This window comes from Stenotrophomonas sp. MMGLT7 (genome assembly GCF_021168555.1).
In the GTDB taxonomy this organism is placed as follows: Bacteria; Pseudomonadota; Gammaproteobacteria; order Xanthomonadales; family Xanthomonadaceae; genus MMGLT7.
In genome coordinates, this window is the sequence record NZ_JAJOZS010000003.1 from 329,558 (window position 1) to 343,844 (window position 14,287).

The 14,287-nt window shown below is 70.6% G+C and carries 12 protein-coding genes; 5 read left to right on the top strand and 7 right to left on the bottom strand.

Translation table 11 applies throughout. The features are described 5' to 3' along the window. Positions 1 to 32: 32 nt before the first annotated feature. Together LRX76_RS06175 and LRX76_RS06180 are read right to left on the bottom strand one after the other, a co-directional pair. Complete coding sequence (locus LRX76_RS06175; RefSeq protein WP_231803150.1) at positions 33 to 800, bottom strand: ABC transporter permease; 768 nt, start codon at positions 798 to 800, stop codon at positions 33 to 35. Beyond that, complete coding sequence (locus tag LRX76_RS06180) at positions 797 to 1,702, bottom strand: ABC transporter ATP-binding protein (protein ID WP_231803152.1); 906 nt, start codon at positions 1,700 to 1,702, stop codon at positions 797 to 799. The genes LRX76_RS06175 and LRX76_RS06180 overlap by 4 nt, the downstream gene beginning before the upstream one ends. A gap of 229 nt (positions 1,703 to 1,931) precedes the next feature. On the opposite strand from LRX76_RS06180, the gene LRX76_RS06185 reads away from it, so the two are divergent. From LRX76_RS06185 to LRX76_RS06205, 5 genes are all read left to right on the top strand, one after another. After that, positions 1,932 to 3,173, top strand: a complete 1,242-nt coding sequence (locus LRX76_RS06185) for an efflux RND transporter periplasmic adaptor subunit (protein WP_231803154.1) — start codon at positions 1,932 to 1,934, stop codon at positions 3,171 to 3,173. Between the two features lie 941 nt (positions 3,174 to 4,114). Continuing rightward, positions 4,115 to 4,801, top strand: coding sequence for an ABC transporter ATP-binding protein (locus LRX76_RS06190; protein WP_231803156.1), 687 nt, complete (start codon positions 4,115 to 4,117; stop codon positions 4,799 to 4,801). Positions 4,802 to 4,826: 25 nt separating this feature from the next. Continuing rightward, on the top strand, positions 4,827 to 5,984 hold the full coding sequence (locus tag LRX76_RS06195; RefSeq protein ID WP_231803158.1) for an FtsX-like permease family protein: 1,158 nt from the start codon (positions 4,827 to 4,829) through the stop codon (positions 5,982 to 5,984). A gap of 15 nt (positions 5,985 to 5,999) precedes the next feature. After that, a complete protein-coding gene (locus LRX76_RS06200; RefSeq protein WP_231803160.1) occupies positions 6,000 to 7,313 on the top strand; it encodes an ABC transporter permease in 1,314 nt (437 codons plus the stop codon). Positions 7,314 to 7,828: 515 nt separating this feature from the next. Then, a complete protein-coding gene (locus LRX76_RS06205) occupies positions 7,829 to 8,992 on the top strand; it encodes an alpha/beta fold hydrolase (RefSeq protein WP_331716755.1) in 1,164 nt (387 codons plus the stop codon). 19 nt (positions 8,993 to 9,011) lie between these two features. Here the strand turns inward: LRX76_RS06205 and LRX76_RS06210 are convergent, their stop codons facing one another. From LRX76_RS06210 to LRX76_RS06230, 5 genes are all read right to left on the bottom strand, one after another. Beyond that, complete coding sequence (locus LRX76_RS06210; RefSeq protein WP_231803162.1) at positions 9,012 to 9,257, bottom strand: hypothetical protein; 246 nt, start codon at positions 9,255 to 9,257, stop codon at positions 9,012 to 9,014. Between the two features lie 61 nt (positions 9,258 to 9,318). After that, positions 9,319 to 10,209 carry an EamA family transporter RarD gene (gene rarD, locus LRX76_RS06215; protein WP_231803164.1) on the bottom strand — a complete coding sequence of 297 codons (891 nt, stop codon included), beginning with the start codon at positions 10,207 to 10,209 and terminating at the stop codon, positions 9,319 to 9,321. Next, the gene (gene yedA / locus LRX76_RS06220) at positions 10,206 to 11,099 is read right to left on the bottom strand and encodes a drug/metabolite exporter YedA (protein ID WP_231803166.1); all 894 of its coding nucleotides are present in this window, start codon (positions 11,097 to 11,099) and stop codon (positions 10,206 to 10,208) included. The genes rarD and yedA overlap by 4 nt, the downstream gene beginning before the upstream one ends. Before the next feature lie 343 nt (positions 11,100 to 11,442). Further along, positions 11,443 to 13,092 carry a M28 family metallopeptidase gene (locus tag LRX76_RS06225; protein ID WP_231803371.1) on the bottom strand — a complete coding sequence of 550 codons (1,650 nt, stop codon included), beginning with the start codon at positions 13,090 to 13,092 and terminating at the stop codon, positions 11,443 to 11,445. A gap of 172 nt (positions 13,093 to 13,264) precedes the next feature. After that, positions 13,265 to 14,194, bottom strand: coding sequence for an MBL fold metallo-hydrolase (locus LRX76_RS06230; RefSeq protein WP_231803168.1), 930 nt, complete (start codon positions 14,192 to 14,194; stop codon positions 13,265 to 13,267). Between the last annotated feature and the right edge of the window lie 93 nt (positions 14,195 to 14,287).

Below are 14,287 nucleotides of genomic sequence, written 5' to 3' on the forward strand. Positions count from 1 at the left end.
GTCTCCATGTCGTCGGGCCCGCGGGCCGCGACTCAGCCACGGCGCAGCCGCCGCAGCGCAAGCGCGAAGCATAGCGCCGCGACCGCCAGCGGCATCGCCACGTGCAGCAGCGGCGATCCCAGCGCGGACTGGCCGGCAACGTGCAGCGCCAGTTGCGCCAGGTGCCACGACGGCCACAGCGGGGCCAATGCCGCGAACACCGGCGGCAGCAGAGACAGCGGCAGCCACAGTCCCGACAGCAGCGCCAGCGGCAGGTACACCAGGTTGACGATGGCCGGTGCCGCCGAGGCCGAGGCGCAGCTGCCGATCAGCAAGCCGATGGCGCAGAACGGCAGCGCCGCCAGCACATCCACCGCCACCAGCGCCAGCCCCTGCGCCGGCGAGATCTTCACGCCGCCCAACGACGTCCCGGCCGCCAGCAGCATCAGCGCGATGAGCAGCGCGAACAGCATCGCCATCAGCATCCGCGCCAGCAGCCATGCCGCCGGGGGCGCCGGCAAGGCGCGCTTGAGGGTGAGCAGCCCGCGCTCGCGGTCGATCGCCAGGGTGACGCCGAAGCCGAACAGGCCCGGCGCCATCGCCCCGAACACGCCGTAGGTGGCCAGCAGGTAGGCCGAGCCGTTGCCACGTGCCAGCAGCACGCCGAACAGCAGATAGAACAGCAGCGGGAACAACAGCGAGGGGATCGCGAAGGCCGGCGTGCGCAGTACCCGCAGCAGTTCGCAGCGGGCCTCGGCGAGATAGATCGGCCATTCGCGCACATGGCCGCTGGCGGGCCGGCGGTCGGTGGGTATGTTCATGCGGCCTCCGCGGTCCGGGCGATGTCGAGGAAGGCTTCGGCCAGGCCGGCGCGCTGCACTTCCAGTTCGGCCAGTTGCGGATCGGCGGCGAGCAGTCGCGCCACCACGGCTTCGGCGCGCGCCACGACGATCTCCAGGCGCATGCCGTCGGCGCCCACCGCCTTCACCTCGTCCCACTGCGCCACCTGCGCGGCGGCCAGCGCGGTGCGGCAACGTATCCGCGACTGCCCCACCCGGGCGCGCACCTCGTCGATGCCGCCTGCGGCGACGACGCTGCCGCGCTGCAGCACCACCACGCGATCGGCCAGCGCCTCGGCTTCCTCCAGGTAGTGTGTGGTCAGCAGCACCCCGCAACCGGCGCCGACCATCTCGCGAATCGAGCGCCACAGCCGCTGCCGCGCCTCGACGTCCAGCCCGGTGGTGGGCTCGTCGAGGAACAGCAGGCGCGGCCGCCCGCAGATCGCCAGCGCGAACTGCACGCGCCGCTGCTGGCCGCCCGAGAGCTGGCCGTAGCGGCGCCCGAGCAGGTCCTCCAGTCCGGCCAGCGTGGCGCAGTCGGCGATGCTGCGCGGCGCCGGGTAGTAGCGCCGGGTCAGGTCGAGCAGTTCGCGCACGCGCAGCACATCGGGCAGTCCCGCGCTCTGCAGCATCACCCCGATGTCGCGGCGCGCGGCGCGCTCGCTGGCCGGCAGGCCGCCCAGCAGCGCCTGGCCGCGGTCCGGGCGGTGCAGGCCGAGCAGCAGGCCGATGCTGGTGCTCTTGCCGGCGCCGTTGCCGCCGAGCAATGCGAGCAGTTCGCCCGCGCGCACTTCCAGGTCCACCCCGCGCACGGCATGGGCCGCGGCGAAATGCTTGTGTGCGCCAACCAGGCAGGCCAGCGGCGGGAACGGAATGGGCGGCATCGGAGTGCTCCGGCGGGACGTTGCGTGCAGCCTGCCGTGCCGCCGATCGCACCTGCAGTCACGGCCGTCAGCGAATCCGGGTGACAGCTGTCACTGGCCGCTGCGAAGGCGTGCGCGCATGCTGCAGGCCGCCGATCGGGGCGCGGCGAGGCAGCGGATGACTTCCGGCAGCTTGCGGCAGCCGCCCCGCGCGGTCACATTCGCTCCATCTTTCCGTCCCGTATCCACGATGAACGCATCCGCCGACCTGCTGAAGGAACTCCGCATCGACCGCAAGGCGCCGCCGTCCGAGCCGCCGCCCGGACGCAGGCGCGGCTGGATCGTGGCGATCGTGATCGCCGTGCTGCTGGCGCTGGCCGGCCTGGCCTTCGCCCTGCTGGGCCGCGGCCGCGCGCCGGAGGTGCACACCGCGCCGGTGGTGGCGATCGCCCCGGGCGGTTCCTCGTCCTCGGTGCTCGACGCCAGCGGCTACGTGGTGGCCCGGCGCATGGCCACGGTCTCGGCCAAGATCACCGGCAAGGTGCGCGAGGTGATGATCGAGGAAGGCATGCGGGTGGAGGAAGGCCAGGTGATGGCCACGCTCGACCCGATCGACGCCGACGCCCAGCGCCAGCTCGCGGCCTCGCAACTGGAAGCGGCGCGCTCGCAGGTGGACAACATGCGCGCGCAGCTCACCCAGGCCGAGGCCGAGGCGGGCCGCCTGCAGGCGCTGGTGGCGCAGCAGCTGGTGTCGCGCTCGCAGTACGACCAGGCGGTGGCGCAGCGCGACGCCCTGCGTGCACAGCTGCAGAGCGCGCAGCGCAACGTGCGCGTGGCCGGCGACCAGCTCGCCATCTCCGACCTCAACGTGGACAACAACATCGTGCGCGCCCCGTTCGCCGGCGTGGTCACCGCCAAGGCGGCGCAGCCGGGCGAGATCGTCTCGCCGCTGGCCACCGGCGGCTTCACCCGCACCGGCATCGGCACCGTGGTGGACATGGATTCGCTGGAGATCGAAGTGGAAGTCGGCGAGTCCTACATCGGCCGGGTGCAGCCGAAGATGCCGGCCGAGGTGGTGCTCAACGCCTATCCGGACTGGAAGATCCCGGCCGAGGTGATCGCGATCATCCCGGCCGCCGACCGCGGCAAGGCGACGGTGAAGGTGCGCGTGGCGATCCAGGTGAAGGATCCGCGCATCGTGCCGGACATGGGCGTGCGGGTGAGCTTCCTGGAGAAGCCGCAGCCGCAGCAGGACGGGCCGCAGGGCGTGCGCGTACCCGCCAATGCGCTGGTGCAGCGCGGCGGGCAGACGCTGGCTTTCGCGCTCAAGGGCGACGACCGCGTCGAGCAGCGCGCGGTGAAGGCCGGCATCGAGATGGGCCAGGACCGCCAGGTGCTGTCGGGCCTGGCGGCGGGCGAGACGGTGGTGGTCGAGCCGCCGCAGGAACTGGAAGACGGCGCCAAGGTGAAGCTGTCGCCGGCACCGCAGTAGTCAGTGTCAACGCTGTCCGCACGGGAGCAAGCCCCCAAAGGACAGCGCGAACCCCCTGCTGTTGCTGTTGCTGTTGCTGTTGCTGTTGCTGTTGCTGTTGCTGTTGCTGTTGCTGTTGCTGTTCTGCCCCCTCCCTTGCGCGAAGCGCAGGGGAGGGCTGGGGAGGGGTGCTCTTGCAGTTGCTTTGGCTCTTGATCTACCGGGTTCCCTTCCGAAGCGGCGGAGCCAGTGGGTAAAACCCCGCAGGGGCGGCGCACATGGATGTGCGCCGTTCGCGGCAGGGGCAGGATGCCCCTTCCGCGAATTCCCGCTGGCGGAGCAGACCTGGAGCGCGCAGCGCGGAAGGCGCGCAGGCAGGGCGTGCTTTCTTTTGGTTACCTTTTCTTTGCACGAGCAAAGAAAAGTAACTCGCTCCGCAAGGAGCGAAAGCCCTTGATCTTGCTGTTGTTATTGCCGTTTTTGTTCCACCACGCCAAACGAGGACAGAAGCAACAACTAAAGCCAAAAGCTTTCGCGCCCCTTCGGGGCACGAGCCACCTTTCTTTGCTCGTGCAAAGAAACGTGGCCCAAAGAAGCGCTTTCCCACAGCCGCAGGCTGGTCAAGCACGCCCTGCCTTCGCGCCCTCCGCGCTTACGCGCTCCGGGTTCGCGGATCCGGCAGGAACTTACGGAAGGGGCATCCTGCCCCTGCCGAAAACGGCGCACATCCATGTGCGCCGCCCCTGCGGGGTTTACCTGCCGGATCCGCCGCTACGGAAGGGAGCCGATAAGTCAAAAGCCAAAGCAAGAGCCCCCCTCCCCAGCCCTCCCCTGCGCTTCGCGCAAGGGAGGGGGCAGAACAGCAACAGCAACAGCAACAGCAACAGCGGAAATTTTCCCGATCTTCCCTGCCACCGCGCCAGCGTGCCGGCACGGACCAAACGCCACCCAGAGGAATCGCCATGTCCACCCTCGTCTCACTGCGCAACGTCACCAAGACCTACCAGCGCGGCCCCGAAAAGGTCCAGGTCCTGCACGGCATCGACCTGGACATCGAGAGCGGCGACTTCGTCGCGCTGATGGGCCCGTCCGGCTCCGGCAAGACCACCCTGCTCAACCTCATCGGCGGACTGGACACCCCCAGCGGCGGCGAGATCGAGATCGACGGCCAGCGCATCGACCGCATGAGCGGCGGCCAGCTCTCCACCTGGCGCAGCCACCACGTCGGCTTCGTGTTCCAGTTCTATAACCTGATGCCGATGCTCACCGCGCAGAAGAACGTCGAGCTGCCGCTGCTGCTGACCAAGCTCGGCGCCGCCGACCGCAAGCGCCGCGCGCAGATCGCGCTGACCCTGGTCGGCCTGGCCGATCGCCGCGACCACCGTCCCAGCGAACTGTCCGGCGGCCAGCAGCAGCGCGTGGCCATCGCCCGCGCCATCGTCTCCGACCCAACGTTCCTGATCTGCGACGAGCCCACCGGCGACCTGGACCGGCATTCGGCCGAGGAAGTGCTGGGCCTGCTGCAACAGCTCAACCGCGAGCACGGCAAGACCATCATCATGGTCACCCACGACCCCAAGGCGGCCGAATACGCCACCCACACCGTGCACCTGGACAAGGGCGAGCTGGTGGCCGAGGCCGCGTACTGAGCGCAGCGACAGACGGAGCATCCCGATGAAATACTTCTCGCTGATCTGGGCCCAGCTGTTCCGCAGCCGGACCCGCACCTCGCTCACGCTGCTGTCGGTGGTGGCCGCGTTCCTGCTGTTCGGCCTGCTCGACTCGGTGCGCGTGGCGTTCAATTCCGGCGGCAGCGTCGACGGCGCCAATCGCCTGATCGTGGCCTCGCGGCTGTCGATCACGCAGACGCTTCCGATCAGCCTGCAGCGGCAGATCGAGTCCGTGCCCGGGGTCGGGCAGACGACCTACGCCATGTGGTTCGGCGGCGTCTACCGGGACATGAAGAACTTCTTCCCCAACTTCTCGGTGGCGCCCAACTTCTTCGACGTCTACCGCAACTACGAACTGCCGCCGGAGCAGAACAAGGCGTTCCAGGACACCCGCACCGGCGCCGTGGTCGGCGAGTCGCTGGCCAACAAGCACGGCTGGAAGATCGGCGACACCATCCCGCTGCAGGCCACCATCTTCCCGCGCAGCGGCAGCAACGACTGGCCGTTGCAGCTGGTGGGCATCTTCCGCGTCAAGGACCGCAACGCCGTGGGCGAGGAGAACCAGCTGGTGATGAACTGGAAGTACTTCGACGAGGCCAACGACTACATCAAGGGCAAGGTCAGCTACTACACCGTGGTGCTGGACAACCCCGACCACGCCTCGCGCGTGGCGCAGGCGATCGACGCGCTGTCGGCCAACTCCGACCACGAGACCAAGTCGCAGACCGAGTCGGCCTTCCAGCAGGCCTTCGCCAAGCAGTTCGCCGACATCGGCCTGATCGTCACCGCGATCATGGGCGCGGTGTTCTTCACCCTGGTGCTGCTGACCGGCAACACCATGGCGCAGGCGGTGCGCGAGCGCATTCCCGAGCTGGCCACGCTGAAGACGCTGGGCTTCACCGACGCCACCGTGCTGACCCTGGTGATGGTCGAGTCGGTGCTGCTGATCGTGCTCGGCGGCTTGCTCGGCATGGGCCTGGCGGCACTGATCGTGCCGGCGCTGGCGAGCGCATCGCAGGGCATGCTGCCGATCCGCAGCATCCCGTGGCAATCGTGGGCGGTGGCGCTGGCGCTGATGCTGTGCATCGGCGCGGTGGTGGGGCTGCTGCCGGCGCTGCGCGCACGGCGGCTGAAGATCGTCGATGCATTGGCCGGCCGCTGAGCGGAGGAGGACATCATGAAATCCAGGAATTGGCTGTGGAACCTGCTTTCGATCCTGCTGCTGGCGCTGCTGCTGGCGATCTGGATCGTGCTGCCGTGGTATGGCGTGCTCGCCGTCGCGGCGGCCGTCGCGCTGTGGCTGCTGCTCGCCCGCAGCGGCCGGCTGGCGCTGGCGGCCGCGCGCATCGGCATCGCCAGCCTGCCGCAGCGCTGGGGCGCCTCGTCGGTGATCGTGGTCGGCATCGCCGGCGTGGTCGGCGTTCTGGTGGCGATGCTGGCGATGGGCGAGGGCTTCAAGGCCACGCTCGCCAGTACCGGCGACGACAGCAGCGCGATCGTGCTGCGCGGCGGCTCGCAGGCCGAGAGCAACTCGGTCATCACCCGCGACCAGGTACCGCTGGTGGCCAGCCTGCCCGGCATCGTCCGCGGACAGGACAACCGCCCGCTGCTCTCGCCGGAGATGTCGCAGGTGGTGAACCTGGCCTCCAAGGCCGACGGCACCGATACCAACGTGCAGTTCCGCGGCATCGGCGAGCTGGGCTGGGCGGTGCACGACAAGGTCAGGATCGTGCAGGGCCGCAGGTTCGGCGCGGGACTGCGCGAGGTCGTGGTCGGCCAGGGCGCGCTGGGCCAGTTCCGCGGCCTGGAGGTCGGCAGCACGCTGGCCCTGGGCCGCGAGCAGTGGACCGTGGTGGGGGTGTTCGCCTCCGGCGACGCCCACGACTCGGAGCTGTGGGGCGACGCGCAGACACTGGCCTCCACCTACAACCGCAGCGCCTACCAGTCGATCACCGTCAAGACCGGCGACAAGGCCGGCTTCGAGCAGTTCAAGGCGGCGATGGCCGCCGACCCGCGGCTCAAGCTGGACGTGGAGACCACCCGCACCTACTACGCCAAGCAGGGCGGCGGCATGAGCACCCTGATCACGGTCCTGGGCACGGTGATCGGCGCCATCATGGCGGTGGGCGCGGTGTTCGGCGCACTCAACACCATGTACGCGGCGGTGGCAACGCGTGCGCGCGAGATCGCCACCATGCGCGCCATCGGCTTCCGCGGCCTGCCGGTAGTGGCCGCGGTGATGCTGGAGACGATGCTGCTGGCGCTGGTCGGCGGCGTGCTCGGCGGACTGGTCGCCTGGCTGGTGTTCAACAACTACAGCGTGTCCACCCTGGGCAGCAACTTCAGCCAGGTGGTGTTCCAGTTCCGCGTCTCGCCGGAACTGCTGTGGAGCGGGTTGAAGTGGGCGCTGGGCATCGGCCTGGTCGGCGGGCTGTTCCCGGCGCTGCGCGCCGCGCGGCTGCCGATCACCGCGGCCTTGCGCGAGGTGTAGGCCGCACGCGGAACCCGAGCGCGGGACAAGGCTCTCGGGTTCCCGGAACCGGATAGAGGCACGAGCGCCGAACCTCGTTCTCGTCATCCCCGCGTTCGCATTGCTGTCGGGAGAAAATTCAGGATCGGACAGTTGTCAGCCGAAGTGGCATGGCTCGCGTTCGGAAGAATTGAACGCGTCGTCCCCGCGCAGGCGGGGAACCGGCGACTTGCGCGGCGAGATCAATCGGCTCCGCAATCTCCCGGTAGTTCCGCCTTTCAAGGCACAGGCACTGGTTCCCCGCCTGCGCGGGGACGACGAGCAACGGATGGCGGCCCACGACCCGGCTTTCCCCGGACCGCGGAGCGAACCCGGCGCCCCGCATCGGCGCCCCGTCCGGACCGGCCGCGTCCTTCGTCGCGCCGGCCCGGCGCTGAACGCCGACCGCACTGTCACCCAACTGTCATCCGGGCGTGGTAGATGGCGCGGGCACGGTGCCGTTAGCCTGCACGACCCCCGACGCCGTGCCCGCCTCCATGAAACGCCTGCTCGTGCTCGCCGGGCTGCCGGTCCTCTGCCTGGGCCTGTGGCTGACCGGCTGCTCGCTGTCCACCTCGTTCTCGCTCAGCCGCCAGCTGGAGGCGCCGCAGGGCGCCTCGCCGCTGCTGGACGCCGGCCGTATCGCCCAGGCCATCGCGCGGGTGCCCCATCGCAGCGGCTTCACCACTTCGCGCGACGGCGTGGCGCTGTTCTGGCGGGTGATCGATCCGGGCGACTATCGCCTGAGCTATCGCTATTCCGGGCAGGGCCGCAGCCATGCATCCGGCCGGCCGCTGGACGTGGACTTCGACTTCGCGCCGCCGCCGGCCACCGCCGCGGCGCAGGTCCCGCGCGGCACGCTGGTGCTGCTGCACGGCTGGATGATGGACGGCGACTCGCTGCTGCCGTGGTCGCTGACCTTCGCCCGCGCCGGCTACCGCGTGCTCACCCTGGACCTGCGCAACCACGGCCACTCCGGTCCCGGCCCGTCCGGCTACGGCACGCGCGAGTCCGACGACCTGGTCGACGTGCTCGCCGACCTGCGCAGGCGCGGCGAACTGGCCGGGCCGCTGCACCTGTTCGGCATCTCCTACGGCGCGGCCACCGCGCTGTTCGCCGCCGACAAGCTCGGCCCCGAGGTCGCGAGCGTGGTGGCGCTTGAGTCGTTCGACAACGCCGGCCGCGGCATCCGCGACATGGTCCCGCACATGCTGGCCAGCGAACCTTCCAACTGGGAAGGCCGGGCGCTGCTGGGCTATGCACGCTGGCGCTACGCCGACCGCGACCTGGGCGCGGTGATCGGCGAGGCCGACCGCGCGCTCGGACTGGACCTGGACCGCATCGACGTCGCCCCGGCCCTGCGGCGCGCCGCCGCCCATACCTGCACCCTGCTGCTGCACGGCGACCGCGACCAGCACATCCCGGTCGCGCACGGCCGCCGGCTGGCGACCGGGGCGCCGCAGGCACGCTACGTGGAAGTGCGTGGCGAGGACCACATCAGCCTGCCGCTGCGGCTGGACCTGCTCGGCGACGTGGTCACCGACTGGATGGCGCGCTCGCCGTCGGCCGGGGGCGGCTGCGGCCAGCCGCACCTGCCGGACGCCGCCGGCAACGACCTGCTGGTGCAGGGAGTGGACGGCCGCCGCGACTCGCGCGGCTGAAGCCGCCGGCGGCGCTCCGCTATCGCGGCTTGTGCCGCCGCGCCATCCGGTGCGCGCGTATCACCCGCATCGCGGTCCAGGCGGCCGCCGCGAACACCAGTCCATTGGCCACCACCACCGGCAGCGCGCCGATCGCCAGGCCGTAGCCGACCCACATCAGCGCACCGATCATCTGCAGCGAACGCAGCAGCACCGGGCGGTGGAAGAAGTAGGACGCCACGAACACCGCCGTGGCACCCCATCCCAGGTATTCGATCGCAGGCAAGAAACGCCTCCGTGTGATGAATGCTGCGGGCAGCCTAGCAATTCATGCGCAAGGCCGGCGTTCACGCCGGAGCGGACCGCCGCAGGCCGTCGCCGACGAACAACAGCAGGCCCGCCCAGATCACGGCGAAACCCGCCGCCCGCGCCGCGTCGAACGGCTCGTGGAAGAACCACACGCCCAGCAGCAGCTGCAGGCTCGGCGCGATGTACTGCAGGATGCCCACCAGCGACAGCGGGATGCGCTTGACGCCGTAGGCGAAGCCGATCAGCGGCAAGGCCGTCACCACCCCGCCCAGCACCAGCAGCAGGTCGTCGCGCAGGCCCCAGCCATGCACGAAGCCGCCGCCGTGGCCGTTCTCGGCCCAGGCCACGAACGCCATCGCCGGCAGGAACAGGTACACGCTCTCCACGCCGAGCCCGGCCACCGGATCGACCGCGACGATCTTGCGCAGCAGCCCGTACAGCCCGAACGAGGCCGCCAGGCCCAGCGCGATCCACGGCGGCGTGCCGGCATCGAAGGTCAGCCAGGCCACGCCGGCGCCGGCCAGCGCCACCGCCAGCCACTGCAGCGCGCGCAGGCGCTCCTTGAGCACCAGCACCCCGAGCAGCACGTTGACCAATGGATTGATGAAGTAGCCCAGGCTGGTCTCGATCACGTGGCCGGCATTGACCGCCCAGATGTACAGGCCCCAGTTGAACGCGATGGCCAGGCTGGTGACCGCCAGCGTGGCCAGCGCGCGCGGCTGCCGGGCGATGTCGCGCCACCATCGCAGGCGCGAGGACAGCAGCAGCCAGCCCACCACCAGCAAGGCGCTCCAGACGATGCGGTGGGCGATGATCTGCGGCGCCGGCACCGCCTTGAGCAGGTGCCAGTACAGCGGCACCAGCCCCCACAGCACGAAGGTCAGCGCCGTGATCGCGAAGCCGCGGCGGCGGTCGCTGTCGGCGTTCATCGTGCCCGCGCCAGCGTCAGCACCACCACGCCGGCCAGGATCACCGCCATCGCGGCGATGTCGTGCGCGCTGAAGCGTTCGTGGCCGATCCATGCGCCCAGCACCACCGCGATCACCGGGTTGACGTAGGCATAGCTGCCGGCCAGCGCCGGGCGCACGTTGTGCAGCAGCCAGACATAGGCGGTGAAGGCCACGATCGAGCCGAACACGCACAGGTAGGCCAGCGCCCACATTCCCTGCGCGGTGGGCCAGCCCTGCACCCGCTCGCCGCTGGCCAGCCCGGCCACCACCAGCAGCACGCCGCCGCACAGCATCTGCCCGGCCGCGGTCATGAACGGGCTGGGCAGTTCGCGCCCGCGCGACCAGACCGAGCCCAACGCCCAGGCCACCGGCGCGATCAGCAGCAGCACCAGGCCCTGCGGCGAAGCGGTCAGGCTGCTGCCGGCATTGAGCCAGACCACGCCGGCGAAGCCGATCGCGATGCCGAGCCATTCGCCGCGGCTGGAGACCTGCCCGCGCACGGCGCCGAACAGCGCCATCCACAGCGGCACCGAGGCTATCGCGGTGGCCGCCAGTCCCGAGGACACGCTGCGCTCGGCCAGCACCACCATGCCGTTGCCGAGCAGCAGCAGCAGAGCCCCCATGATCGCCATGTTGCGCCACTGCGGCCACGTCGGCGCCGCCGCGCCGCGCCAGCGCAGCACCACGTACATCACCGCACCGGCGACGATGAAGCGCCCGCCCGAGATCAGCGTCAGCGGCGTCACCCCGCCTTCGAGCGCAAGCCGGATCGCCAGGTAGGTCGAGCCCCAGACCACGTACACCAGCAGCAGCGCGACCACGATGCGGACACCGTGCGCGGACGAGGCGGGAGGAGCATCGGCGGACATGGCAAGCGCACGCGGGGAGGGGAGCGAGATTCTAGGGGAGGCGCGTTGCCGGCGATATCGCGCATCGGTATCAGCGCACGATTCGGCATCCGGACTTTCCTCGCCGTTGCAGCTCGATGGCCAACTTTCGCCGGACTTGCGTGCATCCACCGCACCGCACGCGCCACCCGGAACTCAATATTCCACCAGGCAGCGTGCTGCCAGTCCCGGGACCCTTGGATCGGCCCCACGTGGCCGACGCGCGAGGGACCGCCGGCGGCGACCGCGTGCGTGGCGCCGACCGGGTCGTCACCGCCGTGGCCGAGGGGCCGCCGTTCCCATCAGCGTCGGGCCTGGCCCCGACCTACTTCCGCGCGGCCTCGCTGCGGTCGCGTGCGGCCTTGAACTCCGAGCCGTCCTGCCAGCGCGGCCACTGGCGGTCATTGGCCAGCTCGGCGCCGAGGTCGTACACCAACTGGGTATCGGCGGCATGGCCGCTGGCGTCCCAACCGGGGTGCCAGCGATCGCACGGCTGGTGGTAGCAGTCGGCGAAGTACTTCTCGCGCAGCGCCTTGCCCGCGGCCACGCCGCCGTCGAGCTTGTCCAGCCCGGGACCGACGGTGATGGCCGGCACGCCGAAGCGGGCGAAGGCGAAGTGGTCGGCGCGGTAGAAGAAGCCCGACTCCAGGTTCGGATCCGGCGAGTAGCTGCGCCCGCGCGCGGCGGCCACGCGCGCCAGGTCGCCCTCCAGCGAGACCCTGCCCAGCCCCCACGAGGCGATGTCGCGGGTCGGGCCGTCCGGGCTGAACATCTCCATGTTCAGCACCGCCACGGTCCGCTCCAGCGGCGCCAGCGGATGCGCGGCGTAGTAGCTGGCGCCCAGCAGCCCCTTCTCCTCGGCGGTCAGGGCAATGAAGTACAGCGAACGCTGCGGGCGCGGGCCGGCGGCGAAGGCGCGCGCCAGCTCCAGCACGCTGGCCACGCCGGTGGCGTTGTCGATGGCGCCGTGGCGGATGCGGTCGCCCGAGGCGTCGGCCTGGCCGACACCGAAGGCATCCCAGTGCGCGGAGAAGATCACCGTCTCGTCCGGATGGCCGGCGCCCTCGATGCGGCCGATCACGTTGTGGGTGACCACGCGCTCGCGCTTGACCTTGAAGTCGACCGACAACCGCGCATCGCCCAGCGCCAGCGGCGTGAAGTCCGGCCGCTGCGCGGCGCGCTTGGCGGCCTCGAAGTCGAGCCCGGCGCGCTGGAACAGCGACACCGCCAGCGCCCGCTGCATCCAGCCGCGCACCGGCACGTGCTGCGCCAGCGCGTCGGCCTGGCTGCGCTCGATGTCGAACACCGGCGACAGCCCGGAGCTGCGCACCGTGTTCCAGCCGTACGCCGCCGGCGCGGTCTCGTGCACGATCAGCACGCCGGCGGCGCCGCGCCGCGCGGCTTCCTCGTACTTGTAGGTCCAGCGGCCGTAGTAGGTGACCGCCTTGCCGTCGAATGCGCCGGGTTCGGCGGTCTCGAAGTCGGCATCGTTGATCAGCACCACCGCGACCTTGCCCTTCAGGTCCACGCCCTTGTAGTCGTCCCACTGCCGTTCCGGCGCGGCGATGCCGTAGCCGACGAACACCAGCGGCGCGTCCTGGATCGACACGCGATCCAGCGGGCGCAGGCTCTGCAGGGTCACGTCCTCGCCGTTGACCAGCGCCTGCGACTGCCCGCCCACCGCCAGCGTCGCGGTGACCGGCCCGTCCACCTGCGCGCGCACCAGCGGCACCGCCTGCGTCCAGCCGCCGTCCTCGCCGCCGGGCTGCACCCCGGCCTTGCGGAACTGCTCGACCAGGTAGGCGACGGTCCTGTCCTCGCCGGGCGTGGCCGGCGCGCGGCCCTCGAACTCGTCGGAAGCCAGGATGCGCACGTGCTCGGACAGGGCTCGCGCATCGATCGCGGCCGTCGCGTCGTTGGCGGCCTGCGCCATGCCTCCGACGAACAGGCAGGCGGACAGCAGCAACATGCGCATCGGATTCACGGCGGGGCCTTCATCGGCAGAAACGAGGGCGCCTAGTGTACAAACCGCAACGACTTTCCTGTAGGAGCGACTTCAGCCGCGATGGGGCTTCACCGGCAAACCGATCGCGACTGAACGGCCTCGGCATGCCGGAGCAACCCCTACGGGAAGCGAAGGCGGCGCATCAGCGCGCGCGATCCAGCCAGCAGGCCAGCCCCTGCGCGTTGAGTTCGATGTCGCTGTGCAGCACCTGCTCCACGCCCTCGTCGTCGAGCCGGCAGCCATGCCCCCGTGCCCGCTCCAGGTACAGCGCGGTCAGCGCCGCGACCATGCAGCGATGGCGGTCGGCGCGCCCGTCGCAGTTGCGCGCGATCTCCACCATCGCCGCGATCTGCTCGAACAGGGCCTGCGCCAGTTCGCGCAGGCCCTGCACCCGGCCGTAGTGGGTCAGGTACACCGACTGCGGCGCATGGCTCATCAGCCGCTCGATCGAGGCGACCATCGCCTCGGGCTCGAACTGCACCGGCGAGGATGTCGGAATCACGAAGGCCCCCTGCGCGCTGTCCAGCTCGCGGTAGGAAATGCCGAAGGTGTCGCCGCTGAACCAGCTGCGGCTGCGCGCGTCCCACACGCACAGGTGGTGGCGCGCATGGCCGGGCGTGTCGATGCACAGCAGCTCGCGTCCGGCCAGCGACACGACATGCTCGTCCTCGGCCACCACCACCAGCTCGGCCGGCACCGGCACGATCGGTCCGTAGCTGCGGGCGATCTCCTCTTCGCCGTACACCGCGGTGGCGCCGGCGATCAGCGCGGTGGGGTCGATCATGTGCCGCGCGCCGCGCGGATGCACCAGCAGCCGGGCATTGGGCAGCTCGCGCATCAGCATGCCGGCGCCGCCGGCATGGTCCAGGTGCACGTGGGTCAGGATCAGCCAGTCGACGTCGGCGGGCGCCAGCCCGGCTTCGGCCAGCGCCGCCAGCAATGCCGGCACCGACAGGCTGGTGCCGCAATCGACGAAGGCGCCGCGCCCGCGTTCGATCAGCAGATAGGCCGCGTCGAAACGCGCGCGCTGGAACCGGGTATCGATGGTGCGGATGTCGTCGCGAATGGTCACAGCTCCTCCCTATATGCCCGGCCCAGCCTAGGCGGCGATGCCACTGCAGGCGATGCGGCTTTGGTCGAGGCCGCGCAGTCCCACTCACGCCAG

Coding starts and splice junctions, on each gene's coding strand:
- LRX76_RS06175 (WP_231803150.1), bottom strand. CDS start 800: ATGAACATACCCACCGACCGCCGGCCCGCCAGCGGCCATGTGCGCGAA.
- LRX76_RS06180 (WP_231803152.1), bottom strand. CDS start 1,702: ATGCCGCCCATTCCGTTCCCGCCGCTGGCCTGCCTGGTTGGCGCACAC.
- LRX76_RS06185 (WP_231803154.1), top strand. CDS start 1,932: ATGAACGCATCCGCCGACCTGCTGAAGGAACTCCGCATCGACCGCAAG.
- LRX76_RS06190 (WP_231803156.1), top strand. CDS start 4,115: ATGTCCACCCTCGTCTCACTGCGCAACGTCACCAAGACCTACCAGCGC.
- LRX76_RS06195 (WP_231803158.1), top strand. CDS start 4,827: ATGAAATACTTCTCGCTGATCTGGGCCCAGCTGTTCCGCAGCCGGACC.
- LRX76_RS06200 (WP_231803160.1), top strand. CDS start 6,000: ATGAAATCCAGGAATTGGCTGTGGAACCTGCTTTCGATCCTGCTGCTG.
- LRX76_RS06205 (WP_331716755.1), top strand. CDS start 7,829: ATGAAACGCCTGCTCGTGCTCGCCGGGCTGCCGGTCCTCTGCCTGGGC.
- rarD (WP_231803164.1), bottom strand. CDS start 10,209: ATGAACGCCGACAGCGACCGCCGCCGCGGCTTCGCGATCACGGCGCTG.
- yedA (WP_231803166.1), bottom strand. CDS start 11,099: ATGTCCGCCGATGCTCCTCCCGCCTCGTCCGCGCACGGTGTCCGCATC.
- LRX76_RS06225 (WP_231803371.1), bottom strand. CDS start 13,092: ATGCGCATGTTGCTGCTGTCCGCCTGCCTGTTCGTCGGAGGCATGGCG.